We start from the raw sequence: 26,685 nt of genomic DNA on the forward strand, positions 1-26,685 counted from the left end.
GCGCAATGACGCCTGAGTCGGTCATGATGATGGGCACGGAGGCGATGAAAGTCGCGATTGCTGTCGCCGCGCCCCTGCTGCTGGTTGCGCTAGTCACCGGTCTGATTATCAGTATTCTCCAGGCCGCCACGCAGATTAACGAAATGACCCTGTCGTTCATCCCGAAGATCATTGCCGTCTTCGTGGCGATTATCGTTGCCGGGCCATGGATGCTCAATTTGCTGCTGGACTATATGCGCAACCTGTTCACCAATCTGCCTTACATCATCGGCTGACGGACGATGCTGCATTTCACCAGCGATCAGTTTGTTCAGTGGCTCGGGATCTATTTCTGGCCGATGCTGCGCATCATGGCGCTGATCTCCACCGCCCCCATACTCAGTGAAAAGTCGGTGCCTAAACGCGTCAAAATTGGGCTGGGCATGGTTATCACGATTATCGTTGCCCCTTCCCTGCCGGCGGTGGATATTCCGATTTTTTCCCCGAACGCCGTCTGGATTGCCCTGCAACAGGTGATGATTGGCGTGGCGGTCGGGTTCACGATGCAGCTCGCCTTCGCCGCGGTACGAACGGCGGGTGAACTTATCGGTTTGCAAATGGGCCTGTCTTTCGCGACGTTCGTTGACCCGGGCAGCCACCTGAATATGCCCGTGCTGGCACGTATTATCGACCTGCTGGCGATGCTGTTGTTTCTCTCGTTCAACGGCCACCTGTGGCTCATCTCGATGCTGGTGGACACCTTCCACACGCTGCCGATTGGCGACAACCCGGTCAACAGCAACGCGTTTCTGGCGCTGGTGAGGGCTGCCGGGCTGATCTTCCTCAACGGGCTGATGCTGGCGCTGCCGATCATTACCCTGCTGCTCACCGTTAACCTCGCATTAGGTTTACTCAACCGAATGGCTCCGCAGCTGTCGGTATTCGTCATCGGCTTTCCGGTGACGTTGACGGTTGGCCTTTTATTAATGTCATTATTGATGCCACTTATCGCCCCCTTCTGCGAACATTTATTCAGTGAGATATTCAATCTGTTAGCGGATATTGTTAGCGAACTTCCACGCAAATAATAACCCGCAGTGTTTGCAATGTCTTTCTGAGGATATTCCTAAAATTAATCTCGAAAAACATCTACCAGGATATATCTGACGCGGTTTAAATGTTTCTAACCACCTCACAATACTTAATATTTACTTTACTTTAAGATGATTCCTGGCAAATTATACGTAACTTTACGGGATAGTGAGTTCGCCTGAAAGTCTTTGTCATGCTCACAGGTTTTATTAGATTTTTTCCATCCCGTATGGCTGTTTATGAGCTCTCAGGCAGGTGGTGAATTATCGTTACGCATTGAGTGAGGGTATGCCATGTCAACGATCATTATGGATTTATGCAGCTACACCCGGCTAGGGTTAACCGGGTACTTAGCAAGCAGAGGGGTTAGAAAGAGAGACATCAACGATGCACACACCGTTGAAGAACTCGCAGCCGCTTGTGACGCCCACAAGCCCGGCGTGGTGTTTATTAATGAGGACTGTTTCATTCACGACCCCGCTAACAGTCAGCACATTAAGCAGATCATTAATCAGCATCCTAAGACCCTGTTCATTGTTTTTATGGCGATCGCCAATATTCATTTCGATGAGTATTTGTTGGTGCGTAAAAACTTATTAATCAGCTCGAAATCGATTAAACCAGAGTCACTTGATGACATTCTGGGCGATTATTTGAATAAAGAAGTTAAGAATGTAGGGGCGATTAACTTACCCACCCTATCATTAAGCAGAACTGAATCAAGTATGCTAAGAATGTGGATGGCTGGACAAGGGACAATTCAGATCTCAGACCAGATGAATATCAAGGCAAAAACAGTATCGTCACACAAAGGAAATATTAAAAGGAAAATTAAAACGCATAATAAGCAAGTGATATACCATGTCGTACGCCTGACAGATAATGTGACGAATGGGATTTTCGTTAATATGCGCTAATTTGCACGGCCATGTTGTACCCTACCTTGATCTCTGGCCTGGCCAGAGATTTTGCTTTTAAGCAGCCGGAGCCGGGGAGAAGACGCCCCCGACGCCGCCCTATTCCGCCGTTTCCACAAAGATCCCATCCGGGTGCCCCAGTTCGTTGAAGAACCAGATGCCGAGCGGGTAATCTTCCAGCGACACCAGATACATTGTGCCTTCATTAAACTCTTCTATTGCCAGAACCACGCCCGGGCGGCGCGGCCCACCGTCCGTTTTGACGGTTACCCGATCGTTGACCTTCATACATTCCTCCTGTGGTTTTGAGCCAGTGTAGAACAAATTACATTGCCTGGCATCGCCGCCTGGCGCGAATGGCGTTTTTGTGTGCGGTCTATACTTAGCTGTTGAGACGGTTAAATGAGGAGCCCGCCATGAAGACTGACAAAGAGTACAGCGACACCATTAAGCGTGAGGTTGAAGTGGATGTCGATGCCCTGCTTGCCGCCATCAATGAAATTAGTGAGTCCGAAGTTCATCGCGCGGAGGATAATTCAGACCGTGTCGTGGTCAATGGTCGGGATTACCATACCTACCGTGAACTGGCTGAAGCATTCGAGCTGGATATCCATGACTTTAGCGTCTCGGAGACGAACCGCTAAGACGAAAAAAATCCCGGTCATGGGGATGACCGGGATCAAACTTGCTTATGCAAGAAGCACTTGTAAATTCGTTACACCAGGAAATCTGATGCAGGTAAGACGTTATCCCCAACAGAATTGTCTTACAAGCATATATTCTCTTAGCGAATATTATATTTTATACATGTGAATTTTGGTTATGAGTATAAACCTGCGCCGCGTGTGGGTTTGTCGGGATCGTTTCCACTTAAACGGCGCTTCAATGCCTATTTTTTTTAAGATTTTTCTTAGGAAAAAGCATCATCCGGGAGACATTATGCCTTCGCTTGAGGAGACTCTTCTTGTCTTTACCGACCTCGACGGCACGCTGTTGGATTTTCACACCCTTGACTGGCAGCCTGCGGCCCCGTGGCTGGAAAAATTAATGGATGAACAGATACCGGTCATTCTGTGCAGCAGCAAAACCGCGTCCGAGATGGATGACATCCAGCAGGAACTGGGGCTTGGCGGGCTGCCCTACATTGCGGAAAACGGCGCGGTGATCCAGCCTGACGTACGGTGGGAAAACGCCGCACGGTTCATCTCAGAAAAGAAGCATGACGATATCCGGCAGTGTATTGCCCGGGTACGCCAGGAGATGCATCTGAAATTCACCACCTTCGATGATGTGGACGAGCACGTAGTCGCCGAATGGACCGGGCTGAGCCGTCCCCGTTCGGTGCTTGCGCGCAAGCACGAGGCTTCCGTGACGCTGATCTGGCGTGACAGTGATGAACAAATGAGATACTTTGCCGCCGAACTCGCCCGGCAGCGGCTGAAGATCGTCCAGGGTGCACGCTTCTGGCATATTCTGGACACCTGCTGCGGCAAAGACGTGGCGGTTCACTGGCTTGTGGACCAGTATCGCCTGCACGAGGGCTACGAACCGACGACGCTAGGCCTGGGCGACGGCCCCAATGATGCCCCGCTGCTGGACAGCGTAGGCTTCGCCGTGGTGGTGAAAGGCTTCAACCGGGAGGGTATCAGCCTTATAAACAACGATCCAGCCCGGGTTTATCACACTCAGCACACCGGGCCGACCGGCTGGTGCGAGGGACTTGATTACTTTTTGAGGTGATCTTGCCAGATGACCCGGTTACGCCCGCGCTGTTTCGCCTCATACAGACGCGCATCGGCGGTGGATTGCAGATTTTCGAAGTGATAATTGCCCTTCTCCTGCGCACCAGAGACGCCAAACGACGCACTCACGCGCAGGGTGGTACTTTTCTTAATCAGGATCTCTTTGCTGTCGATACGCTCGCGGATCTGCTCTGCGACTTCCGCCGCCTCTTCAAGCGTCATGCCGGGCAGCACCACACAGAACTCTTCCCCCCCGACGCGTCCGGCAATATCTTTATCACGGAGGGTGCTGGCAATCAGCCCCGCGGCATGGGACAACACCTTATCACCCGCCTGATGCCCGAACCGATCATTGATACTCTTGAAGCAGTCAAGATCGATCTGAATGACCGAGAAAGGCAGCGACTGCTGTTCACACTGCTTCGCCAGTATTTTCGCCTGATCAAACAGCGATCCACGATTATTCAGCCGGGTCAGAGGGTCATGCCAGGCCTGCCATTGCAGCGAGTTCTGCATCGAATACATATTACTGACCATGCGCCGGATCACCAGCCATGAGATGAGCAGCATCGCGGTGAACAGCGCCCAAAGCAATGCCAGCACAATGCTGATGCTACCGAAATCGCCGCGCACCCCTTCATCCAGGGTGTGCACGCGCAGGATGACGCCATCAAAATGGTCAAGACGCTCCCAGCTGACAAAACGACTCCCCAGACGAATGCCGCCTTCGGAATCCGATTCTATCGCGTGCGCTATCTGGGCTAATTCGCGCGCGTCAAAATGATTAACGTCCACAGCAGGTGACTCAGATGTCGCAAGCAGGGTAAGCCGGCTGTCATACAGCTGGTATTCCCCTTCCGGGTTATCGCCCACGGCTTCCACCAGCAGGCGACGCAGGGTGGCAAAGGTGAAATCCATCGCCACCACGCCATACCAGACGTGATGGTAATAAACCGGCACGCTGGCGGTAATCAGCGGCTTTTTGCCCACAAAAGAGGAAGGCGGCGAGATAAACCAGCGCACGGCACGCGCACGGTTTTCACGCTCGGACTGTTGGGTAAACCAGGGCTGAGTGACCAGATGATAATAGCGCTGCACGATATCGCTGGAATTTCCCGGCGTATCCGTTTCCAGAAAGAATCCGGCGCGAGAGACATAAATCACGCGCTCTTCGTTGCGGGAAGGGCTGGATGCCAGACGCAGTAAATACCCCACTTCAAGCGCCGCGGACAATTCATTATCAAGGTACTCATCATCACGGTTCAGAAGAGTGGTCTTTTCAACGAAGGCATCCGAAACACCGTTGATCGGTAATGTGCGCCGTTTATCAACCGCAATTTGCCAGGTGGGAGACGTGCGCAAATGCGCAAAACGCTTTACCGCATCATGCAGCGCGCCAAACGCCAGCGGCGTTTCCAGCGCATCATGCATGCTGTGGCGAAAAAACAGCATTTTATCGACGCTGAACTGAAGCTGTCTGTCCAGCGCACTGGCAACCGTTTCCAGATGGTTACGCTGGCTGGAGATATAAGCATCTTCCAGTACCACAACTTCGCGCCAGGTCAGGAGAGTGGAAAAAATCAGGACAACGATAAAACAGAGGTTAACAATCAAACTGGGATTGCTACGCTTATGCAGCCACTGCAAAAAAGATTGTTTTACAACAAAGGTATCGTGCTGCACACACACTCCCTGATTGTCGCTCACCATCCGATATGATAAGTCTTCTGCCAGTAAAAACGCCCGGCAAGGCCGGGCGTTGTGTGATTAAGCCTTGTCGCGTTTTTGCCTTTTATTAGCAGGCTGAAGCTCGTCTTCACGAAAAGCCTCCCGCTTAATGCCGTATCCATCATGCCACCGACACTCCACCATTCCGCTGGAATACCCGGTGACGATCATGCCTGACCACCATTTTTAGGCTTAACTTCATCACTGATCAAAAAGACCATACCTGCCTCCTGTATCAGGGTGAAACGTTTTCAATTTAGACGAGGAATAGTCTTTTTGCACCCGGGGTCAGCAATAATTAATGCGATTTCCCGCGTACTTTTTCAACCAGCTTAACAACGGCTACCACAATCAGACCGACGAGAAAGCCCAGCACGAGGTTAAGCAATGTGGGCAGGATCGCAGCGACTACCGCTCCCTGGCCTGACGCAAAATGTTCAATCATGTGATGCAGCGAAGCAACACCGTGCACGATAATTCCACCGCCGACCAGGAACATTGCCAGGGTTCCCACCACCGATAAGGTTTTCATCAGCCACGGCGCTACCACCAGCAGGCTTTTCCCGATGCCGCGCGCAATTGCGCTGGATTTTTTTTCCAGCCAGAAGCCGATATCGTCCAGCTTGACGATCAGCCCGACCAGACCATAAACCCCTATCGTCACGAGGATCGCAATGCCGGACAGGATCAGCACCTGGTTCATCAGAGGGGCTTCTGAGACGATCCCCAGCGTAATCGCCACAATTTCGGCCGAGAGGATGAAGTCAGTACGGATCGCGCCTTTGACCTTATCGCGCTCGAACGTTTTTGGATCCTGCGCGGCCAGCGCTTCCAGACGCTGCTGGCGCATTTCCGGGGTGTCTTTCTCTTTGCGTGCAGCGAACATATGCAACACTTTTTCGGCACCCTCGAAGCACAGGAACGCCCCGCCAATCATCAGCAGGGGCGTAATGGCCCAGGGTATAAAGGCGCTAATCAGCAACGCCAGCGGAACGAGGATCACCTTGTTAATAAAGGACCCTTTCGCTACGCCCCACACCACCGGCAACTCACGGTTCGCCCGCACGCCGCTGACCTGCTGCGCGTTCAACGACAAATCATCTCCCAGTACCCCGGCGGTTTTTTTCGCCGCCAGTTTTCCCATAACCGAAATGTCATCCAGCAAGGTGGCGATATCATCCAGCAATGTTAATAAGCTACTTCCTGCCAAAATCTCTATCCTTCTTTTTTTGCTAATTAAGTGAATAGTATGGAACAAAACTCACCGCCCGGAAACAGGCACCTCACGTCAACAAAAATTTCACATTAACTACACAATTAAAGCACTCGCCAGCCCGATAGTTTTGGCGTTAACTATGAGCGAACTTTTTATTTCGTCGTGAGGGACTATGCGTTTTCGGCATTTATTACCGCTCATTGGAGCACTCTTTTCTCTTTATATCATCTGGGGATCCACCTATTTTGTCATTCGTATAGGCGTGGAAAGCTGGCCCCCGCTGATGATGGCCGGTATTCGTTTCCTTACGGCCGGCGTGCTGCTGATGGCATTTTTATTGCTGCGCGGCCACAGGCTACCGCCGCTGCGTCCCCTGCTTAACGCCGCCCTGATTGGCCTGCTGCTGCTGGCGGTGGGCAATGGCGCGGTAACCGTCGCCGAGCACCAGAACGTACCGTCGGGCATCGCCGCCGTGGTCGTCGCGACCGTGCCGCTGTTTACGCTCTGCTTTAGTCGTCTCTTCGGGATCCGCACCCGTAAGCTCGAATGGCTGGGCATCGCGATTGGGCTTGTGGGTATCATCCTGCTGAACAGCGGCGGTAACCTGAGCGGGAACCCCTGGGCTGCCGTTCTGATCATGATCGGCTCCATGAGCTGGGCCTTCGGCTCGGTCTACGGTTCCCGCATCGAGCTGCCTTCCGGGATGATGGCGGGTGCCATTGAGATGCTCGCGGCAGGCATTGTGCTGCTGATGGCCTCCGCGTTGACGGGTGAAAAACTGACGGCGATGCCAGACCTTTCAGGTTTCCTGGCCGTCGGGTATCTGGCGCTGTTTGGCTCCATTATCGCTATCAGTGCCTATATGTACCTGATTCGCAACGTCTCACCGGCGGTTGCCACCAGCTACGCCTACGTTAACCCGGTGGTGGCCGTGCTGCTGGGTACCGGTTTTGCGGGCGAAGTGCTGTCGACGATTGAATGGCTGGCGCTGGGCGTGATTGTCTTTGCCGTGGTGCTGGTCACGCTGGGTAAATATTTGCTGCCCGCGAAACCGATTGTTACGAGGTGTGAGGTGGAGAAACCGTGATCGGGTGAATGCCCTGGGTATCGATCTGCGCGGCCTGACCGCCGCCGCAGATCCACTCTTCCAGCCGCTCCGTCAGTTCCACGTCATTCAGCTTCATTCTTCCGCGCAGCGCGCACTCCCAGACAATCAGCACCCGCCAGCCCTGAGCGTAAAGCTGCGAAACATCGCGTTTATCACGCTCGACGTTCCTGCCAATTTTGTCCAGCCAGAAGTCGGTGCGTGTCGCCGGGACTTTAAACAGATAGCAGTCATGATGATGCCAGAAACAGCCGTGGGTAAAGATGATGCACTGGTACGCGTCGATGACGAAATCAGGACGCCCGGCAAGCGTGGCATCCTGAACCCTGAATTCAAACCCGACGGCGGTCAGGAGGCCCGCGATCCGTTTTTCGATCGCGGTATCACGCGTGCCGATGGCACGCATGTTTTTACTGCGCGTGGCCTTATTGTGAACGTCCGCCATTGACGGCCTCACTCTGACGAAGCTGAACGGCCTTGCTGATACGTGAGGCCAGCAGTTTAGCTACGGCGGCAAAGGCGGGCACTACCACCGAGTTGCCAAACTGACGATAGGCCTGGGTGTCCGACACGGGGATGCGAAAACTGTAGCCCTGCGGCGTCTCAAAGCCCATTAAGCGAGCGCACTCGCGCGGCGTTAAGCGCCGCGGTCGGTGCTGTTGGTTCTGTGGATCGTCGAAATCTTTTTCGCCCAGCGCCTTATCCCAGCCCCGATCGATAAGAATTTCCGCGCCATCTTTGTAATAGCGCGCCGACAGCGTACGCGTCACGCTGTCAGGATTAAGCGGATTGACCATGCCAAACCCAAAGCCATTGCCTTTGGCCTGATGCTTTTTGGCATAGCGATAGAGGTATTTCCACAGCACCGGGGTCAGAATGAATTTTGCATCGACGGCCGGCTCCAGCAGATCGGCTACCGTCGGGCGGCGCGCCGGATACAGCGAAGGCAAATCACGCAGCGTAAAATCGCCTTTCAGGTTGAGATCGCGGCGGAAGCCCACCAGCACAATACGTTCGCGGTGCTGTGGCAGGAAGTGTTTACCGTCGATAATTTTCGGATCGTCCGGCCCCATATCCTCTGCATCCGCCACGTCGTAACCCAGTTCATCCAGCGTTTGCATGATAATGCGGAAGGTTTTGCCGCCGTCATGACTCTTTAAATTCTTGACGTTCTCCAGCACAAAAATTGCCGGGCGGCGGGCATCAATAATCCGGGCAACGTCAAAAAACAGTGTGCCCTGCGTATCACAGGCAAAGCCGTGTGCGCGTCCCAGCGCGTTCTTTTTCGACACGCCAGCCAGCGAGAACGGCTGACACGGAAAGCCTGCCAGCAGCACATCGTGCGCCGGAATGGTATTGCGAATGTGTTCGGCGGCCTCTTCATCGCTGACGCCAGTTTTGTGGCTCAGCGTGACATCACGAATATCCGCGTTGAACTGGTGCGCGTCGGGGTCGCAATACCAGTTGGCTTTATAGGTACGGACGGCATGTTTATTCCATTCACTGGTGAACACACACTGCCCGCCAATAGCTTCAAAGCCATGGCGAATGCCGCCGATACCGGCAAAGAGATCGATAAATCGAAAGGCATAATTCGGATGCGCAGCAGGAGGACGCGGCAGCAGGTTGCGCAGATAACGGAACTCGCCGTCGCTCAGGCGGTGCCCTGCCCTGTCGCTTATCAGCAACCGCTTGAGTATCGCCGGGCTCCAGTGACTCTCGCCATGGGCCACCAGCTGGTTTGCCAGCGTTTTAGCATCATACATTTCCAGCAGCTGACGCAGGAGTGCCTGCACGGCTGCCGTTGATTTCTCAACCCGCTCAGGCGCGGGCACAGTCACTGATCGATTTTCCTGCATTCTCTTAACCGGACAATAAAGACAGAAAACAGAGTACCACAGTTCAGGATCGCACACTGCGACGGAAATGGGTCAATATCTGGCTGTCGGTTCCGAGGTAATCGCCCTGTAATTCGGCACTCAGCTTCGCCATAAACTGGATCAGAAAATCGGCATTGTGACGCGCAAGTTTGCGCCCCCGCGCGGTTTGCATAGTGTCCGGCAGGCGCAGGAGTTTGGTCTGAAAGTGGTCGAGCGCGAAGGCTTTATCATCCAGCGCTCGTGTTCCGGCGAACGGGTCGTCGGCATCAAACAGCGCGGCGCCCAGCGCACCGGAGACGGCAAAGACGCGCGCCAGGCCGATAGCGCCTAACGCCTCCAGCCGGTCGGCATCCTGCACAATTTTGGCCTCCAGGCTTTGCGGCGCGATACCGGCACTGAAGCTGTGCGCTTCAATAGCATGCTCAACGGCTGCATAACGATCCGGCGGAAAATCAGGAAAGTCGCGACTGAGGATCTCGCGCGTTTTTCGCGCTGCCAGCCGCGAGGAGTGGCTACGTTCCGGGTGATTTTTCGGCAGGCTGACAATGTCATGGAAGTAGCATGCGGTCAACACAACCAGCGGATCGCTATCCTCGTCAGCCATAATACCCTGCGCCGTCATCCAGACGCGGCGAAAATGGGCGATATCGTGCGCCGCATCATCAGTAAAATGATTTTCGTCGAGCCAGCGCTCATAACGGTGCTGCCACTGCGCAAGTTCCATCATCCCATCCTGTTGCTCAAAGAGAGTGAATTATAATACATCCGAATCAAAATCTTTAATAAATAGAATTACGAAATACTTAATAATAATTACCCGCTATATTTTCAATTAATTAATTCACATGAAAAATAAAGAGATAAAAAGAAATATTTTGTAATATTTTTACCAGTTTAATTACATTTATTTTTGAACCTAAATAATAATCCATAGAATAGTATCAGCCATGTAGTTACGGAGGGTAATTACATATATTCAGACAATTTATATTTAAAGGGAATATATAATGAAAAGAAAAGTTCTGGCAATTCTCGTACCCGCGTTATTAATGGCTGGCGCAGCAAATGCAGCGGAAATGTATAACAAAAACGGCAACAAAGTTGACCTGTACGGTAAGGTTGATGCGCGTCATACCTTCTCCGACAACCCAGGCGACGACGGCGATGAAACCTATGTACAGGTGGGTTTCAAAGGCGAAACGCAGATCACGAACGACCTGACAGGTTACGGCCAGTGGGAATATAAAACCTACGCTAACGATACCGAAGGCGCAGGCGACACCTCTTTTAACCGTCTGGCCTTTGCTGGCCTGAAATACGGCGAATATGGCTCATTCGATTATGGCCGTAATTACGGCGTCGTGTATGACGTTGAAGCCTGGACAGATATGCTGCCGGTATTTGGTGGCGACTCCTATACCTGGACCGACAACTATATGGTTGGCCGTACTAACGGTGTGGCGACCTACCGTAATAATGACTTCTTCGGTCTGGTCGACGGCCTGAACTTTGCGCTGCAATACCAGGGTGCTAACGAAGGTGCTAACGCAAACGAAAATCAGGAAGGCACCAAAAACGGTCATGATGATGTTCGTTTCCAGAACGGCGACGGCTTCGGTATGTCTACCTCTTATGACTTCTCTGGCGATCTGTCTGGTCTGAGCCTGGGTGCTGCATACTCTTCTTCTGACCGTACTAACGAACAAGTCGGTGCGGGTAGAAATAACGCCCACTTTGCTGGCGGTGAAACAGCCGAAGCATGGACCATTGGCGCGAAATACGATGCCAATAACATCTATCTGGCGATGATGTACGCTGAAACCCGCAACATGACCCCATACGGCGATTATGGTATTGCGGATCAGACTCAGAACTTCGAAGCAGTGGCACAGTATCAGTTCGACTTCGGTCTGCGTCCATCCCTGGCATGGGTTTACTCTAAAGGTAAGGACATGACTTATCCAGGCTACGCTGGCAACCCGCAGGGTCAGAAAGGCGACATGGATCTGGTTAACTACATCGACGTGGGCATGACCTACAGCTTCAACAAGAACTTCTCCACCTATGTTGACTACAAAATCAACATGCTGGACAACGATGAACGCTTCTACGAAGCGAACGGTATTTCTACCGATGACATCGTTGGCGTAGGCATGACCTACCAGTTCTAAGCACTATCAAAATTAAAGCCCGCGATGCGGGCTTTTTTTATTTGACGCTGAAATGTTATGGCGCTTCCTGCAAGGCCAGGCGAACAAACCCGTTATTCTGCGCCAGCAATTCATGCGCTTTCCAGGCATTCAGACCCGTCAGCACCATCAGTACCGCCGTTTTGCACTGGTGGTTACAGCTTTCCAGCGCGGCCTTCGCCTGCGCCCGGCTACATCCCCCCGCTTCCATCACAATGGCAATTTGTCGTTCGGCCCATCTGGTGTTGCTTGCCTCCAGATCAACGCGCAGGTTGCTGTACACCCGTCCTGTCCGTACCGCCAGACCGGTGGTGATCATATGCAGGATCATGCTTTGCGCAATGCCTGCTTTAGCGTTGGTATACCCGGCCACCACATCCGCGCCCAGATCGGGAGCAATGACCATACTCGCCAGCTGCGCCGCTTCACTTTGCGCATCCTCAGTAATGAGCGCAACCGTTGAGCCCAGAGACCACGCATGACGCATCGCGCCCCAAACCCATGGCGTTTTGCCGCTGACGGACAGCGCCAGCATCATGTCATGCTCGCCAAATTCTATCGTCTGAAGGTCGGCAACGCCGCGCGCGTAGCTTCCGGCGTTATCACCTGCTGTTAACGCAATGACGGGGTGTTTGCCCGGCGCAAACGCTTCTGCCGCCTGCTCAGCCATGCGTCCGGACGCACCCGCGCCGGTCAGCACCAGACGTCCGCCGTGGCTAAGCGTCGCCGCCGCGTTATCCACCACGCGAGCCAGCATACTTAAGTGAGGGGTAAGTGCAGAAGTGATTTGTGCGTCATCCTGGTGTATGACGTTAAGCATATCCAGCGTCGATAATCTGTCGATGTTCATCGTGCTGGCGTGCCGTCTTTCCCTGGCCGTACCGGTAAGCATAATGCTCATAAACTGCCTCCTTATTATGAGTACCCACACACTATAAAGTGTTTTATATAGGTCACCTGAGAGGAGGCTCACGAAACGCCTCTCTTTACATGGCTTTATGAAACGCCCGTCATCAGCGATAATTAGCCCTTTCTTTTTCATCGCGGAGTGTTAATGAGCGATTTGCAGCCTTTCCCCCCGACGCGCAAGCGCCCTATGAAGCTGAATACGCTGGTTACGCTGATGGTGTGCGCGATTATCGGCTCGGTGCTGCTGGTGGTCTTCGCGCTCTACTCTGTGCAGATCACCCGCGCCACGCGCGATGACGTGAAAGATACCGCGCTGGGTATCGCCCGGACGCTGGCCGACAGCCCGGAGATCAAGCGTGGCCTGATGGAATCACCGCAGGCTGGCATCATCCAGCCGATTGCCGAGGCGGTGACGAAGCGCAACGACCTGCTGTTTACCGTGGTCACCGACCTGCGTGGGATCCGTTATTCCCATCCAAACGAAGCGCTGTTAGGTTTGCATTTTATTGGCGACGATCTGACGCCCGCCCTGGAAGGGAAAGAGAACGTCTCCGTTAACCGCGGTGCGCTCGCGGAAGCGCTGCGCGTCTTTACGCCCGTGTATGACGACCAGCACGAACAGATCGGCGTGGTGGTGGTGGGTATTTCGCTGAATAAAGTTGAAGATCAGATTGCCCGCGGGCGGCTCAACGCCGTGTGGACCATCTTATTCAGCGTTCTGATGAGCTCAGTGGCGATCTGGGGTCTGGTCCGGGTTCTGAAACGTATCCTCTTTGGGCTGGAGCCTTACGAGATCTCAGCCCTCTTTGAGCAGCGCCAGGCCATGTTGCAGTCCCTGCGCGAAGGCGTGATGGCCGTGGATATGCACGGGCGCGTGACGATGATTAACCACACCGCCAGAGAGATTTTGCTCCTGAGCTCGGGTGAGCACTCCGAGAGCAGCGGCGAACCACTGCTGGCCAGCCTGCGGGAAGTGGCGAAAACCGGCATTGCTCGCCAGGATCAGGAGATCGGCTGTAACGGACGGCTACTGCTGTGCAACATGGTCCCCGTGAAAAGCCAGAATCAGGTGATCGGGGCAATCAGCACCTTCCGCGATAAGACCGAAATCAGCCAGTTAATGCAGCGTATCGATGGCATGGTCAACTATGTTGATGCCCTGCGCTCCCATACGCATGAGTTTATGAACAAGCTGCACGTGATCCTCGGCCTGCTGCACATGAAGCGCTACGATAAGCTGGAGGAGTACATCATCCAGACCGCGCAGAATTATCAGACGGATATCGGCGCGATACAGCGCAAAGTTAAATCGCCGGTCATTGCGGGTTTCCTGCTGGGTAAAATTAACCGCGCCAAAGAGGCTGGAGTGACCCTGACGCTGGCGGAGGAGAGTCAGCTTCCTGACACCGCCAATGAAGAGCAGGTTGCGGTGCTGATCACCGTGCTGGGCAATTTAATCGAAAATGCCCTGGATGCGATGGAAGGCCAGCCGGAAGGCGAGATCGGCCTGCTGCTGCATTATCAGAACGGCTGGCTGAGCGGTGAGGTCAGCGATGACGGTCCCGGTATTGATCCCGAGCGGCTGGAGGCTATTTTTACAAAGGGCTACTCAACAAAAGGTGAAAACCGCGGCGTTGGGCTGTTCCTTGCGCGTCAGCAGATCCAGAATCTGGGCGGAGATATTACCGTCGAGTCTGAACCTGGCGTATTTACCCAATTTTTTGTTCAGATCCCCTGGGATAGCGAGAGGAATATCGCGTGATAAATGTGTTAATTGTCGATGATGACGCCATGGTAGCCGACCTCAACCGTCTGTATGTTAACCGCGTTGAGGGTTTTAGCTGCTGCGGCGTCGCTTCCACGCTCAACCAGGCCGAGGCGTTGATCGCCAACCCAGGCCAGCCGATCGATCTGGTGCTGCTGGATGTCTATATGCAGCAGGATAACGGGCTGGATCTGCTCCCCATCATTCGCGCGTCGGGTCGCCCGATTGACGTCATCATGATCTCGTCGGCCTCCGACGCCGCAACAATCCAGACGTCCATGCACTATGGCGTGGTGGATTACCTGATTAAACCGTTCCAGTTCCCGCGTTTTGAAGAGGCGCTGAACGGCTGGAAGGCAAAGCGCAGCCTGATGGGATCGCATCAGTATTATGAACAGGCCGACGTCGACAGGCTGATCCACGGCGGCGCGCCGGAGCTGGCTGACAGCAAAAAATTACCGAAAGGCCTAACGCCGCAGACGCTGCGCACCATTTGCCAGTGGATCGACAGCCATCCGGAGATAGAATTTTCCACCGACGATCTGGCGAATGCGGTCAACATTTCCCGCGTCTCCTGCCGCAAATACCTGATCTGGCTGGCGCAAATTAATATCCTGTTCACCAGCATTCATTACGGCGCTACCGGCCGACCGGTATATCGCTACCGTTTGCAGCCGGAACAGGTCGGACTGCTCAAACAGTACTGCCAGTAATTCGGTAGCTGTCGTCCAGAAGGGTAAAACGGAAGTGGTGCATCGAGGAGATCACCACTTCTTTTGTTTTGGTGACAAAAATGGCTTCAATATCGGGGCGCGAACGCAGCGCGGCGCAGCCCTTTTCCACACCCATGCCGTAGATCAGCGTGGTCCAGATATCGCCGTCGAGAGAGTCTGGCGAAATAATCGTCACGCTGTCCAGTTCGTTATCCAGCGGGTAGCCGGTGCGCGGGTCAAGTATGTGGTGATAACGTTTGCCGTTCTGCTCGAAATAGCGCTCATAGGTGCCTGACGTCACCACCGACCGGTTCTCTACCGTCATAGCGCCAATCAGCGCGTCACCGGCGAACGGTTTTTTCAGGCCGACGCGCCAGCCGCCCTCCGGCGAACCTAACGTCTGGACGTTGCCGCCAAGGTTGATCAACCCGAGTTCGGCGCCCTCTTTATGCAGGTAATCCCGCACCCTGTCGGCGATATAGCCTTTAGCAATAGCACCCAGATCGATCTCCATTCCCTGGCGAGTAAGAAACACGCTGCTATTGGCTTCATCCAGTACCACGTCCGCAGGATCCGTGATGCCCATCAAGGCGGCGATCTCGTCCGCGGGCGGTACCGCGTCCCCCTTAAAGCCAATTTTCCAGCATTTCACCAGCGGGCCGATCGCCAGGTTAAAGGCGCTGTCTTTAAGCAGGCTTGCCGCTTTCGCGCAGCGGATCAGCTCAAACACCGGACGACTGACGGCAACCGGATGCTGGCCGGCCGCATGGTTGATGTCCATTACCTGGGAGTGCGCACGGTTAACGGTGAGCAGATCTTCGTACTGTTTGATCAGGCGAAACACGCGGGAGGCAAGCGCTTCGTCATGCGAAAAGAGTTTCAGGAGGATGGGCGATCCCATCAGAACGGCGGAGTAGCTGTAAACGCGATGGCTATCAGGCATTGCATGAGTCCTCAGGTGTAGCCCCGGCAGGCACCGCGCCGCCGGGGAAACAGGAGCCTTACCGTGTTTTCGAACGCATAGCCGCCTGATGTCCTGCAAGCGTACCAAAAATAATGATATCTGCCACCGCATTACCGCCGATGCGGTTACCGCCGTGGATGCCACCAACAACCTCACCCGCAGCAAACGCTCCCGGCAATACGTTATGGTTGCTGTCCAGCACGCAGGTATCGGTATTGATGGTCACGCCGCCCATGGTGTGGTGAACCCCTGGTGCAATCTGAATGGCGTAGAACGGCCCTTCGTTGATTGGCGCACGCAGCGCGGTGGTACGTCCAAAGTCGTCATCGTGCTGTTTCTCCACAAAGCCGTTGTAGCGTTCCAGCGTTGCCAGGAACTGGTGGTGATCCATCCCCAGCGCTTCCGCCAGGGCTTTTGGCGAACTGGCGCTGGTAACAAACCCTTTCGCGATGTACTCATCCGCGGCTTTATTTTTGACGCGAACATGCTCGTCAAAGACGATGTAAGCGTATTTCTCCGGCAGCGCGATGATTGACGCCGAGACTTTATCGCGGGTCTCCATTTCGTTAAAGAATCGGTTGCCCTGCTGGTTTACCAGAATCGCCCCGCCGCCGCGGATGGATTCGGAAATCAGATACGACGTTTTCTGCTCAACGGTTGGGTGGATCTGAATTTCGCCCATATCCACTGTGCCCGCACCGATACGCTCCAGCAGCGCGATACCGCCCCCGGTCGCCCCTTTGTGGTTAGTGGTAACGAACCCTGCCAGATCCGGACGGTATTTCACCACCATCTGGCTGTTGGCGCTGAAGCCACCCGTTGCGACAATCACGCTTTTGGTTGCCACGGTGAGGGTTTCGTTCTCTTCGGTGGTCAGACGCACGCCGGTCACTTCGCCGTTTTCGAAGATGATGTCGCTCACGGAGGTATCCAGCATCACCTCGATGTTGCGCTTGTTGACGTTACGCACCAGGCCGCTGATCAGATACCCGCCCACTGCGGAACCGTCTTTCGGACGGTGCGTACGGTCGATGCTCATCCCGCCGGTGGTGGTGATGTCGTTCAGCATAATGCCGCGCGTTGCCAGCCATTCGATGGCCTGCGGCGCGTTCTCGACAAAGCGACGCAACAGTTCAGGGTTGTTCTTATTGCCACCGCCTTTCAGGCTTTCCTGGTAGAACAGCTCTTTGCTGTCCTGAATGCCCTTCACGCGCTGGAAGCGGGTCTCCGCCGCGTTCATCCCGGCAGAGGCTTTAATGGTGTTCCCGCCAATAGTCGGCATTTTCTCAACGATCAGCACGCTCGCGCCTTCGTCGTGAGCCTGAATCGCCGCCGCCAGACCGGCGCCGCCGCTGCCGACCACCACCACGTCCACGCTTTTAGTCTCATTCGGGTCAGCGCCCTCTTCTGCCGCCAGCGCTTTGCTGGATTTCAGCATCGCCTTCGAGACCGCTTTTTTCACCGCCTCGCTTTGGCTGGTCGCGCCGGTGATAGCATCCACGTGCGGAGTGTTGGCATCAAGAATTCGGGTACGGATCTCTTCGAAGCTGGTGACAAACTCGACGTCTTCACTCGGGCCGGAGGCCAGTTCGATATCGGCGATGCGGTCGGTTTCGAGGCTGACGTTAATTACCAGTTCGTTAGCATCGTCCTGCACTTTTTCAATAAAGGTGCCCGGTTTGAATTTAGATTCGCCCATGCTCATGTCGCGGATCATCGCTTCCACCAGCGAGAAGCGCCACAGCGGTTCCGGGATGCTCAGTTCTTCGCGTCGGGTACTGTCCATAAACAGCTCCAGGCTTTCGCCCGCCGCGATGCGATCGGTCCAGTCCGGATAGGCGATGGTGGCACGACCAACGGCAATCAGGTCGTAACCGTGATCCAGCGCTTCATTCACATCCGTGGCATTCACCACGCCGCCAACGCCCATCACCGGTACCTGAGCCAGCGTGTCTGAGCGCATGGCGCAGTATTTTTCGATAAGTGGCGTCGGGTCCTGAGTATCGACGATAGAAGGACGCAGGGCGGCGCCAAGGGAAAAGTGGAGATAATCCACCCCGCGCGCGGCCAGTTTTTCCAGCAGATACAGGGTATCTTCGAAGCGAATGCCCGGGACTTCCAGCTCTTCCGGAGAGAAACGGTAGCCAATGATAAACGCGTCGTCCGCGTACTGGCGCACCATCTTGTGGGTAATGTCCAGCACCGCCAGCGGGAATTTCGCGCGGTTTTCGCGGCTGCCGCCCCACTCGTCGTCGCGCTGGTTGGAGTTCGGGGAGAAGAACTGCTGGATCAGATAGGTATTCGCCCCGTGGATTTCGACGCCGTCGAACCCGGCCTGAATTGCGCGGCGCACGGCTTCGCCAAACTTGCCGATCATGCCTTCCACCTCTTCCGCGGTCAGGGCAACCGGCGTGGCGGCACCGTCACGCGGCGCGGCAACGGCGCTTGGGCCAACCGGCGTGCGACCGCCGATCAGTTTTGGGTCGACCATACGGCCGCCGTGGTAGATTTGCAGCAGGGCTTTGGAGCCTTTTGACTTGATGGCGTCAGCGATTTTTGCCAGCCCGGCGATTTTCTCGTCGTTATCAATGCCAATTGCGCCCGGGAACGCCAGGCCGAGATCGTCAACAAAACAGCACTCAACGATGATGGTGCCGATGCTGCCCGCGCGGGCGCGGTAGTACTCCACCAGCTCGCTGGTCACGGTGCCATCGTAATAACCGGTACAGGTTGTCATCGGGGCCATTAACAAACGGTTTTTCAGTTCAGTACCATTCGGTAATGTGAAGGGGCTTAAAATACGTTCGTTAGTGCTCATAATAGAAACTCCAAACTTTAAAAATTAAGAATTCGTTATCGGGATGATTTTTTATTTCGTGTTTTTTGCCGATGTCATGATAGTAATATAAAGCTTTTTTTAGTTTATAAAGCCATTACGTTAGTTAATAAACTATTTAATCCCTTCGATAACATTAATAACACATTGGTGTTAGCGCGAATGTTTTACTCGTTCACAATAATTTAAAAAAAGTTAAATCACAAAAGGTCAAACCAATACACCACAACTACCAAAAAACCAAATAAAACAACAACAAGAAAAAGCACCAAAATTTAAATGTTATAGTTTTGATACATAAAATGCGTAAAATCAGCGAATAACCACACTACTCAGAGTGGTTATTATAAAAAATATAAAAATAGCCATTCAGTTCCGTTTTTTTGATCGTGATCAATAGTTATGGCATTCAAAAGAGCAATATAAAAACATCATCATTTTTTATTTAGCGCAAACAAAAATGCGTTAAATCGCTATTACTGAAAACACAAAAACGCACCTTAAATAACTAAAAAAAGCAAAACGAATAAAGCAATCGAATTTGTGTTTTCGCTGTACGACGAATTTTTGACAACTTAAGACGTGAAACTATGAATACAAAAACTGCTGTAACGCCTCCTGCGGCGAATCTGGCATCAAATGGAACAGCAAAACGACTGCTGATGATGGCTTTGCCCGTCATTGTTGCCGTCCTGCTGTTGTTTGTTCCCGTTCCGGACGGGCTGCCGCCTTATGCGTGGCACTACTTCGCCATCTTTGTTGGCGTCATCGTCGGGTTGATTTTCGAACCTCTGCCGGGCGCCGTGATCGGTCTTACCGGCGTCGTGGCGATTGCGCTGTGCAGCCAGTGGGTGCTCTTTAGCCCGGAACAGCTGGCTGACCCAAAATTCAAGCTGGCGGGCGCCTCCTTTAAATGGGCGGTCAGCGGGTTTGGTAACTCCACCGTCTGGCTGATTTTCGGTGCCTTTATGTTCGCCGCAGGCTACGACAAAACCCGCTTCGGCCGCCGCCTGGCGCTGATACTGGTGAAATATCTGGGCCGTCGCAGCCTGACGCTCGGTTACGCCATTACCTTCGCAGACCTGCTGCTGGCCCCGTTTACCCCGTCCAATACCGCGCGCAGCGGTGGGACCATCTACCCGATCATCGCCAACCTGCCGCCGCTGTACGGTTCAAAACCCAACGACCCAAGCGCGCGCAAAATCGGTTCGTATCTGATGTGGGTGGCAATTACCGCGGCCTGTATCACCAGCTCGATGTTCCTTTCCGCTCTGGCACCTAACCTGCTGGCGCTGGCGCTGGTAAAAAGCACGGTCGGAATTGATATCTCCTGGGGGACCTGGTTCCTCGCCTTCCTGCCGCTGGGTATTCTGCTGATCCTGACCATGCCGCTGCTGGCTTACTGGTTCTACCCGCCGGAAGTGAAGGTAAACAACGAAGTACCGTTGTGGGCGACCCGTGAACTGGAAAAACTGGGCAAACTGTCGCGCAATGAGATCCTGCTGCTGGTGTTCGTGTGCTGTGCGCTGCTGATGTGGATCTTCGCCGCCGCATGGATTGAGCCCGCGATGGCTGCCCTGCTCATCGTCGGCCTGATGCTGTGGACCGGCGTACTGGAGTGGAACGACATCACCGGCAACAAAGCCGCCTGGAACACCTTCGTGTGGTTCGCCACCCTGGTGGCGCTGGCGGACGGCCTCTCCTCCACCGGCTTTATCAGCTGGCTGGGTAAAGAAGGCGGCCTGCTGATGAGCGGTATCTCTCCGGGCGTGGCGACCATCGTCCTGCTGCTGGCGTTCTACCTGCTGCACTACCTGTTTGCCAGCACCACCGCGCACACCACGGCGCTGCTGCCGGCGATGCTGACCATCGCCTCCACCATTCCGGGCATGAATATGGAAGTGTTCGTCCTGCTGATGGTGACCTCACTGGGCGTGATGGGGATCATTACCCCCTACGGTACGGGTCCAAGTCCGATTTACTACGGTAGCGGTTACCTGCCAACCAAAGACTACTGGCGCCTCGGCACCATCTTCGGTGCCATCTTCCTGGCGGCCCTGCTGCTGATTGGTTACCCGTGGATGTCCATGATGTTCTGATTCCTGACCGCCGGACATATCCTCCGGCGGTTTTATTTTTGTGGAGCAAGCTATGTCAAACAAACCCTTTATTTACCAGAACCCCTTCCCTCTCGCGCATGACGACACCGAATACTATCTGCTGACCAAAGAGCATGTCTCCGTTGCCGAGTTCGACGGTCAGGAAGTGCTGAAAGTGGAGCCGGAAGCCCTGACCCTGCTGGCGCAGCAGGCTTTCCACGACGCCGCGTTTATGCTGCGTCCGTCTCATCAGAAGCAGGTTGCCGCCATTCTTAACGATCCGGAAGCCAGCCAGAACGATAAGTACGTTGCCCTGCAATTCCTGCGCAACTCCGAAATTGCGGCGAAAGGCGTGCTGCCCACCTGTCAGGATACCGGTACGGCAATCATTATGGGTAAGAAAGGCCAGCGCGTCTGGACCGGCGGCGGCGACGAAGCGGCGCTGAGTCAGGGCGTGTATAACACCTATATTGAAGACAACCTGCGCTACTCGCAGAACGCGGCGCTGGATATGTATAAAGAGGTGAATACCGGCACCAACCTGCCCGCGCAGATCGACCTCTACAGCGTTGATGGTGACGAGTATAAATTCCTGTGCATGGCGAAAGGCGGCGGTTCCGCCAACAAAACTTATCTGTATCAGGAAACCAAAGCGCTGATCACCCCGGCGAAGCTGAAAAATTATCTGGTTGAGAAGATGCGGACCCTGGGCACCGCGGCCTGCCCGCCTTACCATATCGCCTTCGTTATCGGCGGCACCTCTGCGGAAGCCACGCTGAAAACCGTCAAGCTCGCCTCTGCGCGCTACTACGATGGCCTGCCAACCGAAGGCAACGCGCACGGCCAGGCGTTCCGCGACGTCCAGCTCGAGCAGGAACTGCTTCAGGAAGCGCAAAACCTCGGCCTGGGCGCGCAGTTTGGCGGGAAATACTTCGCGCACGATATTCGCGTAATCCGTCTGCCGCGCCACGGCGCCTCCTGCCCGATCGGCATGGGCGTCTCCTGCTCCGCTGACCGCAACATCAAGGCGAAGATTAACCGCGAGGGGATCTGGATTGAGAAGCTGGAGCACAATCCGGGCCAGTATATTCCTGAATCCCTGCGCCAGCAGGGAGAAGGCGACGTGGTAAGCATTGATCTGAACAAGCCGATGCCCGACATTCTGGCGCAGCTTTCCGCGCACCCGGTATCCACCCGCCTGTCGCTGAGCGGCACCATCATCGTGGCGCGTGACATCGCTCATGCGAAGCTGAAAGAGCTGCTCGACAACGGGGAAGAACTGCCGCAGTACGTTAAAGATCACCCGATTTACTATGCAGGCCCGGCGAAAACGCCAGAAGGTTACGCGTCTGGCTCCTTAGGCCCAACCACCGCCGGGCGTATGGACTCCTACGTAGACTTACTGCAATCCAACGGTGCGAGCATGATCATGCTGGCCAAAGGTAACCGCAGCCAGCAGGTCACCGACGCCTGTCATAAGCACGGCGGCTTCTACCTCGGCAGCATCGGCGGCCCTGCGGCGGTGCTGGCGCAAAACAGCATCAAGAGTCTGGAGTGCGTGGCGTATCCTGAACTGGGAATGGAAGCCATCTGGAAAATTGAAGTGGAGAACTTCCCGGCGTTTATCCTGGTGGATGACAAAGGCAACGACTTCTTCCAGCAGATCCAGAATAAACAGTGCAAAGGGTGCTCACAGCGCTGAGCGTTTCCATAACGCCGGAAGCTGCGAGAGCGTATCGTTGATCAACCCGCGCTTGTCGCTGCCCGGCTTCCAGATGGTGACCATCGTCTGGCTTATCCCCTGGCTGCCCACTTCGGTGGGCAGCCTTTTTACGTTTTTCCACTGCGTTGCGTGAAGATGGGTCGGCAAAAATCCCCAGCCGCAGCCCTGCTCCAGCAGGCCGCGCAGCATCTCCAGTTCGTTAGTGAAAAGCGTGTGCCCTGAAATTTGCAGGCGACGGGCAACCGGCTCGTCTGACGCGGCATGCATAACCACCTGTGGAACCAGAGAGAGAGCGAGCAGCGACACCGGCGACGCAACCTCCGCAAAAAGCGCCGTTGCGGCGTAAAAATCCATTTCGATCGCCCCCAGCGCCCGCCACTCCATCTCATTGCCCACGCTGCGGTTGCGCGCCTGGCAGATCCCCAGATCGGCCTGACCGTTCGCCAGCATGGCTTCCGCCTCATCGCGCGATGCGCTGGTCAGGCTCAGGCGGATCTTTTTCGTCGCCAGCGTAGCGATCAGCGCCTGCAAAAAGGCTCTGGGGGTGAACGGATCGTAAACGAGGGCAATGTCCTGCTTCGCGCTGTCCGGTACCGTACGGGCAAACGCCTCAAACGCTTTGACCTGCCGCATCAGCAGGTGCGCCTGCCGCTGAAGCTGCTCCCCCTCCGGCGTCAGGCGCAGGCTACGCCCCTCCCGCAGGAACAGCGCGTAGCCCAGCCCATCCTCAAGGAAATCGATCAGATCCCGCAGGGTTGTACGATCTTTGCCGAGTTTACTGGCCGCCTTCATCAGGCTGCCGTGCTCAGCGACGGCGGTGAACGCCTCAAGCTGGGCAAAGGAATAGATCAGTGATGCCACGTCATTCTCCACGCGATTTTTCCGGGGGATTTTCCCCCATAACGCGTTTTTTATTATAGGCCTCAGGTTCTTAAACTGAAGTCCTTCCTGAGCCAAACGAGATAAATATGAAAATCAAAACAAACCGCACGCTGCTCGCGGCGCTGGTTATCAGCAGCCTGCTCTCGCCCGCCGTCATGGCGGCCTGCAACGGTACCGAACTCACGACCTGTCCGGCGCCTTTCGATGCCAGACTCCCGGACGCACATACCATGCTCACCTGGAGCCAGGCCGATCGCGTGGTGGGCTTTCGCAATGACTACCGCAACTACGCGGGCGATGTGTTCCGCCACGGCAACGCTACGCCACTGCTGCCCGCAGAAAAACCGCTCACCGATGCCCGCTATCAGGTGAAGGGTAAGATTTACAATCTTCAGGATTACCTGAAACGCCAGAACGTCAGCGGCATGCTGGTGCTGAAAAATGGCAAAGTGGCCTATAAATATCTGGGAGAAGGCAATACCGACTCTACGCTCTGGACGTCGCGTTCCGTGGGCAAATCCGTGGTCTCCGCGCTGGTGGGTGTTGCGATTAAAGAAGGGAAAATCCACTCCCTGGACGACCTTGTCACCCAATACGAACCGGATTTAAAAGGCACCGCCTGGGAGGGCGTAACGCTGAAACAGCTCATCACCCACACCTCGGGCGTGGCGTGGACTGAAGATTACACCAACGCGCAATCTGACTTCGCCCGGCTTACCGAATGCGAAGCGAAACCGGGCACCTACGACTGTGTGCGCACCCTGGTGAAGGGGTTACACCGTGAACACCCGGCGGGCGAAAACTGGTCCTATTCCTCGGGTGGTGCCTGGCTGTTAGGCGATGTGCTTGAGCGCGCCACCGGCATGACGCTCGCGGCGTATCTGGAGAAAAGCATCTGGCAGCCGTACGGTATGGCGAGCGACGGCGTGTGGCATGCCTACAGCAAAGGCCAGCACGACGTGGGTGCGCATGGGTTCAACGCCACGCTGGAAGACTGGGGGCGTTTCGGGGAGTTTATCCTGCATAACGGTACCCTGCCGGACGGAAAGCAGATCCTCCCCGAGGGCTGGGTGAAACAGTCCTCAGCCTGGACACAGGCCAAAGGATCGGTGTCCGAGGCGCATCCGAAGGGGTTGTACGGCTACCAGTGGTGGAACAACGAAGTGCCAGTCACCGCCACAAATGTGGAGCCGAAAGTCGAAAATTCGCTGAAGGATTCCCTGTGGGCGCTGGGTATTTTTGGGCAGATGATCATGGTTAATCAGAAAGAAAATCTGGTTATCGTCCAGTGGTCCACCTGGCCGCAGGCAGAGCCGTCATTCAGCGCCCAGCCGCTGGAAGCGTCGCTGATGTTTAGCGCGATTGCGAACGCGCTGCGCTGATAATCCCAAGCCAGGCCCCGCCTGGCTTCTCATCTGCGCGGTGTCACAAAACTGATATATCAGCGACTTAGCGAAATGTGGTAAATAAAAGATCATCGAAATGTTAAGTTATTGTTGAATATGTAAATACTGGTCAACGCATTGTCATTAATGCACCACACGCATCGGTTTATGCGCTATTTGCGCTTATTAATTTCCACTTCCTGATCCAGTTTTCAGAAACAGACGAGCATAACGTCGCTATAAAACTGGAGATAATCATGGTTTCCTCAACCTCACCTGCAACGGTTCGTGCGAAAGCGGGCGCGATTTTCCGCGTCACGTCGGGCAACTTTCTTGAGCAATTCGACTTCTTTCTGTTCGGCTTTTATGCCACCTACATCGCCCATACTTTTTTCCCGGCAAGCAGTGAATTTGCGTCACTGATGATGACCTTCGCCGTCTTTGGCGCGGGCTTCCTGATGCGTCCGATCGGGGCCATTGTGCTGGGGGCTTACATTGATAAAGTGGGCCGCCGTAAAGGGCTGATCGTCACCCTGTCGATTATGGCCGCCGGAACCTTTCTGATTGTGCTGATCCCTTCTTATCAGAGCATTGGCCTGTGGGCACCGCTGCTGGTGCTGACCGGCCGCCTGTTGCAGGGTTTTTCGGCAGGTGCCGAGCTGGGCGGGGTTTCGGTTTATCTGGCGGAGATCGCCACGCCGGGCCGCAAGGGTTTCTATACCAGCTGGCAGTCAGGTAGCCAGCAGGTCGCCATTATGATCGCGGCGGCGATGGGCTTCGCGCTGAATGTGGTGCTGGAAGAGAGTGCCATTCGCGAATGGGGGTGGCGTATTCCGTTCCTGTTTGGCTGTCTGATTGTGCCGTTCATCTTTTTCCTGCGCCGCAAGCTCGAAGAGACCGAGGAATTCAGCGCCCGTCGCCACCATCTGGCGATGCGTCAGGTCTTCACAACGCTGCTCGCCAACTGGCCGGTCGTCGTCGCGGGCATGCTGATGGTGGCGATGACCACCACCGCGTTTTACCTGATCACCGTTTACGCGCCGACCTTCGGTAAAAAAGTCCTGATGCTCAGCGCGTCGGACAGTCTTCTGGTCACGCTGCTGGTGGCGGTGTCCAACTTCATCTGGCTGCCGGTGGGCGGCGCGCTGTCGGATCGCTTCGGGCGTAAACCGGTGCTGATCGCCATGACGCTGCTGGCGCTGGCAACCAGCTATCCGGCGCTGACGATGCTGGCGGCAGCCCCGAGCTTCTCAATGATGCTGACCGTGCTGCTGTGGCTCTCTTTCCTCTACGGTCTGTATAACGGCGCGATGATCCCGGCCCTGACTGAGATCATGCCAGCAGAGGTGCGCGTGGCGGGCTTCTCGCTGGCTTACAGCCTGGCAACGGCGGTCTTTGGCGGTTTCACGCCGGTGATTTCGACTGCCTTAATTGAGTACACCGGCGACAAAGCCTCTCCGGGCTACTGGATGAGCTTTGCCGCCGTTTGCGCCCTGCTGGCAACGCTCTATCTCTATCGTCGTCGCACGTTAATCCTGCAAACTGCCGTTAAGGAGTGATC

Annotated in this window: 22 protein-coding genes and 2 pseudogenes; 13 read left to right on the top strand and 11 right to left on the bottom strand. The window is 54.9% G+C overall.

Annotated elements, in window-relative coordinates:
- Positions 1-5: 5 nt before the first annotated feature.
- From fliQ to rcsA, 3 genes and pseudogenes are all read left to right on the top strand, one after another.
- Positions 6-275 carry a flagellar biosynthesis protein FliQ gene (fliQ, locus tag L384_RS02415; RefSeq protein ID WP_003859587.1) on the top strand — a complete coding sequence of 90 codons (270 nt, stop codon included), beginning with the start codon at positions 6-8 and terminating at the stop codon, positions 273-275.
- Positions 276-281: 6 nt separating this feature from the next.
- Positions 282-1,074 (top strand): annotated as a pseudogene (gene fliR, locus L384_RS02410) (flagellar biosynthetic protein FliR); the annotation flags it as partial.
- Positions 1,075-1,364: 290 nt separating this feature from the next.
- Positions 1,365-1,988, top strand: a complete 624-nt coding sequence (rcsA, locus tag L384_RS02405; protein WP_003859584.1) for a transcriptional regulator RcsA — start codon at positions 1,365-1,367, stop codon at positions 1,986-1,988.
- A 99-nt stretch (positions 1,989-2,087) separates the two neighbouring features.
- Here rcsA and dsrB read toward each other — a convergent pair whose 3' ends face one another.
- Entirely contained in the window at positions 2,088-2,276 is a 189-nt protein-coding gene (dsrB, locus tag L384_RS02400; RefSeq protein WP_003859583.1) for a protein DsrB, read from the bottom strand.
- A gap of 128 nt (positions 2,277-2,404) precedes the next feature.
- Here dsrB and yodD point away from each other — a divergent pair, with 128 nt between their 5' ends.
- Both yodD and L384_RS02390 read left to right on the top strand, forming a co-directional pair.
- Entirely contained in the window at positions 2,405-2,632 is a 228-nt protein-coding gene (gene yodD, locus L384_RS02395; protein WP_017383339.1) for a YodD family peroxide/acid resistance protein, read from the top strand.
- Between the two features lie 295 nt (positions 2,633-2,927).
- A complete protein-coding gene (locus L384_RS02390) occupies positions 2,928-3,728 on the top strand; it encodes a mannosyl-3-phosphoglycerate phosphatase-related protein (RefSeq protein WP_003859579.1) in 801 nt (266 codons plus the stop codon).
- Here the strand turns inward: L384_RS02390 and dgcQ are convergent.
- The 3 genes and pseudogenes from dgcQ to L384_RS02380 form a co-directional block, all read right to left on the bottom strand.
- Positions 3,713-5,413: a cellulose biosynthesis regulator diguanylate cyclase DgcQ gene (dgcQ, locus tag L384_RS02385; protein WP_003859577.1), complete on the bottom strand. Its 1,701-nt coding sequence runs from the start codon at positions 5,411-5,413 to the stop codon at positions 3,713-3,715. The genes L384_RS02390 and dgcQ overlap by 16 nt on opposite strands.
- Positions 5,414-5,497: 84 nt before the next feature.
- A pseudogene (locus L384_RS0121390) lies at positions 5,498-5,679 on the bottom strand (DUF2158 domain-containing protein).
- A 77-nt stretch (positions 5,680-5,756) separates the two neighbouring features.
- A complete protein-coding gene (locus L384_RS02380; RefSeq protein ID WP_023324906.1) occupies positions 5,757-6,668 on the bottom strand; it encodes a DUF808 domain-containing protein in 912 nt (303 codons plus the stop codon).
- Between the two features lie 178 nt (positions 6,669-6,846).
- Between L384_RS02380 and yedA the strand changes: the two genes are divergently transcribed.
- Positions 6,847-7,761, top strand: a complete 915-nt coding sequence (gene yedA / locus L384_RS02375) for a drug/metabolite exporter YedA (RefSeq protein WP_023324907.1) — start codon at positions 6,847-6,849, stop codon at positions 7,759-7,761.
- Here yedA and L384_RS02370 read toward each other — a convergent pair.
- From L384_RS02370 to L384_RS02360, 3 genes are read right to left on the bottom strand one after another with little or no spacing between them, the layout of a single operon-like run.
- Positions 7,733-8,224 (bottom strand): very short patch repair endonuclease, encoded by a 492-nt coding sequence (locus tag L384_RS02370; protein WP_023324908.1) that lies wholly within the window; start codon positions 8,222-8,224, stop codon positions 7,733-7,735. The genes yedA and L384_RS02370 overlap by 29 nt on opposite strands.
- Positions 8,205-9,638, bottom strand: a complete 1,434-nt coding sequence (locus tag L384_RS02365; RefSeq protein ID WP_057979973.1) for a DNA cytosine methyltransferase — start codon at positions 9,636-9,638, stop codon at positions 8,205-8,207. The genes L384_RS02370 and L384_RS02365 overlap by 20 nt, the downstream gene beginning before the upstream one ends.
- Positions 9,639-9,681: 43 nt before the next feature.
- Positions 9,682-10,383, bottom strand: a complete 702-nt coding sequence (locus L384_RS02360; protein ID WP_023324909.1) for a phosphohydrolase — start codon at positions 10,381-10,383, stop codon at positions 9,682-9,684.
- A gap of 283 nt (positions 10,384-10,666) precedes the next feature.
- Here L384_RS02360 and ompC point away from each other — a divergent pair, with 283 nt between their 5' ends.
- The gene (gene ompC, locus L384_RS02355) at positions 10,667-11,830 is read left to right on the top strand and encodes a porin OmpC (RefSeq protein ID WP_023324910.1); all 1,164 of its coding nucleotides are present in this window, start codon (positions 10,667-10,669) and stop codon (positions 11,828-11,830) included.
- Between the two features lie 55 nt (positions 11,831-11,885).
- Here the strand turns inward: ompC and L384_RS02350 are convergent, their stop codons facing one another.
- A complete protein-coding gene (locus tag L384_RS02350) occupies positions 11,886-12,749 on the bottom strand; it encodes an N-acetylmuramic acid 6-phosphate etherase (RefSeq protein WP_023324911.1) in 864 nt (287 codons plus the stop codon).
- Between the two features lie 153 nt (positions 12,750-12,902).
- Here L384_RS02350 and L384_RS02345 point away from each other — a divergent pair, with 153 nt between their 5' ends.
- Positions 12,903-14,519: a sensor histidine kinase gene (locus L384_RS02345; RefSeq protein WP_023324912.1), complete on the top strand. Its 1,617-nt coding sequence runs from the start codon at positions 12,903-12,905 to the stop codon at positions 14,517-14,519.
- Positions 14,516-15,235 (top strand): two-component system response regulator DcuR, encoded by a 720-nt coding sequence (gene dcuR, locus L384_RS02340; protein WP_003859556.1) that lies wholly within the window; start codon positions 14,516-14,518, stop codon positions 15,233-15,235. Before L384_RS02345 ends, dcuR begins: the two co-directional genes overlap by 4 nt.
- Here the strand turns inward: dcuR and L384_RS02335 are convergent.
- A complete protein-coding gene (locus L384_RS02335; protein WP_023314423.1) occupies positions 15,216-16,178 on the bottom strand; it encodes an FAD:protein FMN transferase in 963 nt (320 codons plus the stop codon). The two genes, dcuR and L384_RS02335, sit on opposite strands and share 20 nt — an antisense overlap.
- A gap of 58 nt (positions 16,179-16,236) precedes the next feature.
- Positions 16,237-19,017, bottom strand: a complete 2,781-nt coding sequence (locus tag L384_RS02330) for a flavocytochrome c (protein ID WP_023324913.1) — start codon at positions 19,015-19,017, stop codon at positions 16,237-16,239.
- 608 nt (positions 19,018-19,625) lie between these two features.
- Between L384_RS02330 and L384_RS02325 the strand changes: the two genes are divergently transcribed.
- Both L384_RS02325 and fumA read left to right on the top strand, forming a co-directional pair.
- Positions 19,626-21,134 (top strand): anion permease, encoded by a 1,509-nt coding sequence (locus L384_RS02325; protein ID WP_023314425.1) that lies wholly within the window; start codon positions 19,626-19,628, stop codon positions 21,132-21,134.
- A 52-nt stretch (positions 21,135-21,186) separates the two neighbouring features.
- On the top strand, positions 21,187-22,836 hold the full coding sequence (gene fumA, locus L384_RS02320) for a class I fumarate hydratase FumA (RefSeq protein WP_023324915.1): 1,650 nt from the start codon (positions 21,187-21,189) through the stop codon (positions 22,834-22,836).
- On the opposite strand, the gene L384_RS02315 is transcribed toward fumA, so the two are convergent.
- Positions 22,825-23,730 (bottom strand): LysR family transcriptional regulator, encoded by a 906-nt coding sequence (locus L384_RS02315; RefSeq protein WP_032628314.1) that lies wholly within the window; start codon positions 23,728-23,730, stop codon positions 22,825-22,827. The genes fumA and L384_RS02315 overlap by 12 nt on opposite strands.
- Positions 23,731-23,825: 95 nt before the next feature.
- Here L384_RS02315 and L384_RS02310 point away from each other — a divergent pair, with 95 nt between their 5' ends.
- Together L384_RS02310 and L384_RS02305 are read left to right on the top strand one after the other, a co-directional pair.
- Positions 23,826-25,121, top strand: a complete 1,296-nt coding sequence (locus L384_RS02310; RefSeq protein ID WP_023324917.1) for a serine hydrolase domain-containing protein — start codon at positions 23,826-23,828, stop codon at positions 25,119-25,121.
- 260 nt (positions 25,122-25,381) lie between these two features.
- Positions 25,382-26,683, top strand: coding sequence for an MFS transporter (locus L384_RS02305; protein WP_003859542.1), 1,302 nt, complete (start codon positions 25,382-25,384; stop codon positions 26,681-26,683).
- Positions 26,684-26,685 lie beyond the last annotated feature (2 nt).

This window comes from Enterobacter sp. MGH 38 (assembly GCF_000492855.1).
GTDB lineage: Bacteria > Pseudomonadota > Gammaproteobacteria > Enterobacterales > Enterobacteriaceae > Enterobacter > Enterobacter hormaechei_C.

Bases quoted from the DNA above. Each gene is read 5' to 3' on its own strand.
- L384_RS02350 (WP_023324911.1), bottom strand. From the start codon at position 12,749: ATGAGCATTATGCTTACCGGTACGGCCAGGGAAAGACGGCACGCCAGC.
- L384_RS02365 (WP_057979973.1), bottom strand. From the start codon at position 9,638: ATGCAGGAAAATCGATCAGTGACTGTGCCCGCGCCTGAGCGGGTTGAG.
- L384_RS02330 (WP_023324913.1), bottom strand. From the start codon at position 19,017: ATGAGCACTAACGAACGTATTTTAAGCCCCTTCACATTACCGAATGGT.
- L384_RS02345 (WP_023324912.1), top strand. From the start codon at position 12,903: ATGAGCGATTTGCAGCCTTTCCCCCCGACGCGCAAGCGCCCTATGAAG.
- L384_RS02310 (WP_023324917.1), top strand. From the start codon at position 23,826: ATGAAAATCAAAACAAACCGCACGCTGCTCGCGGCGCTGGTTATCAGC.
- ompC (WP_023324910.1), top strand. From the start codon at position 10,667: ATGAAAAGAAAAGTTCTGGCAATTCTCGTACCCGCGTTATTAATGGCT.
- fliQ (WP_003859587.1), top strand. From the start codon at position 6: ATGACGCCTGAGTCGGTCATGATGATGGGCACGGAGGCGATGAAAGTC.
- yodD (WP_017383339.1), top strand. From the start codon at position 2,405: ATGAAGACTGACAAAGAGTACAGCGACACCATTAAGCGTGAGGTTGAA.
- L384_RS02305 (WP_003859542.1), top strand. From the start codon at position 25,382: ATGGTTTCCTCAACCTCACCTGCAACGGTTCGTGCGAAAGCGGGCGCG.
- L384_RS02370 (WP_023324908.1), bottom strand. From the start codon at position 8,224: ATGGCGGACGTTCACAATAAGGCCACGCGCAGTAAAAACATGCGTGCC.
- L384_RS02325 (WP_023314425.1), top strand. From the start codon at position 19,626: ATGAATACAAAAACTGCTGTAACGCCTCCTGCGGCGAATCTGGCATCA.
- yedA (WP_023324907.1), top strand. From the start codon at position 6,847: ATGCGTTTTCGGCATTTATTACCGCTCATTGGAGCACTCTTTTCTCTT.
- dsrB (WP_003859583.1), bottom strand. From the start codon at position 2,276: ATGAAGGTCAACGATCGGGTAACCGTCAAAACGGACGGTGGGCCGCGC.
- L384_RS02360 (WP_023324909.1), bottom strand. From the start codon at position 10,383: ATGGAACTTGCGCAGTGGCAGCACCGTTATGAGCGCTGGCTCGACGAA.
- L384_RS02390 (WP_003859579.1), top strand. From the start codon at position 2,928: ATGCCTTCGCTTGAGGAGACTCTTCTTGTCTTTACCGACCTCGACGGC.
- rcsA (WP_003859584.1), top strand. From the start codon at position 1,365: ATGTCAACGATCATTATGGATTTATGCAGCTACACCCGGCTAGGGTTA.
- fumA (WP_023324915.1), top strand. From the start codon at position 21,187: ATGTCAAACAAACCCTTTATTTACCAGAACCCCTTCCCTCTCGCGCAT.
- L384_RS02335 (WP_023314423.1), bottom strand. From the start codon at position 16,178: ATGCCTGATAGCCATCGCGTTTACAGCTACTCCGCCGTTCTGATGGGA.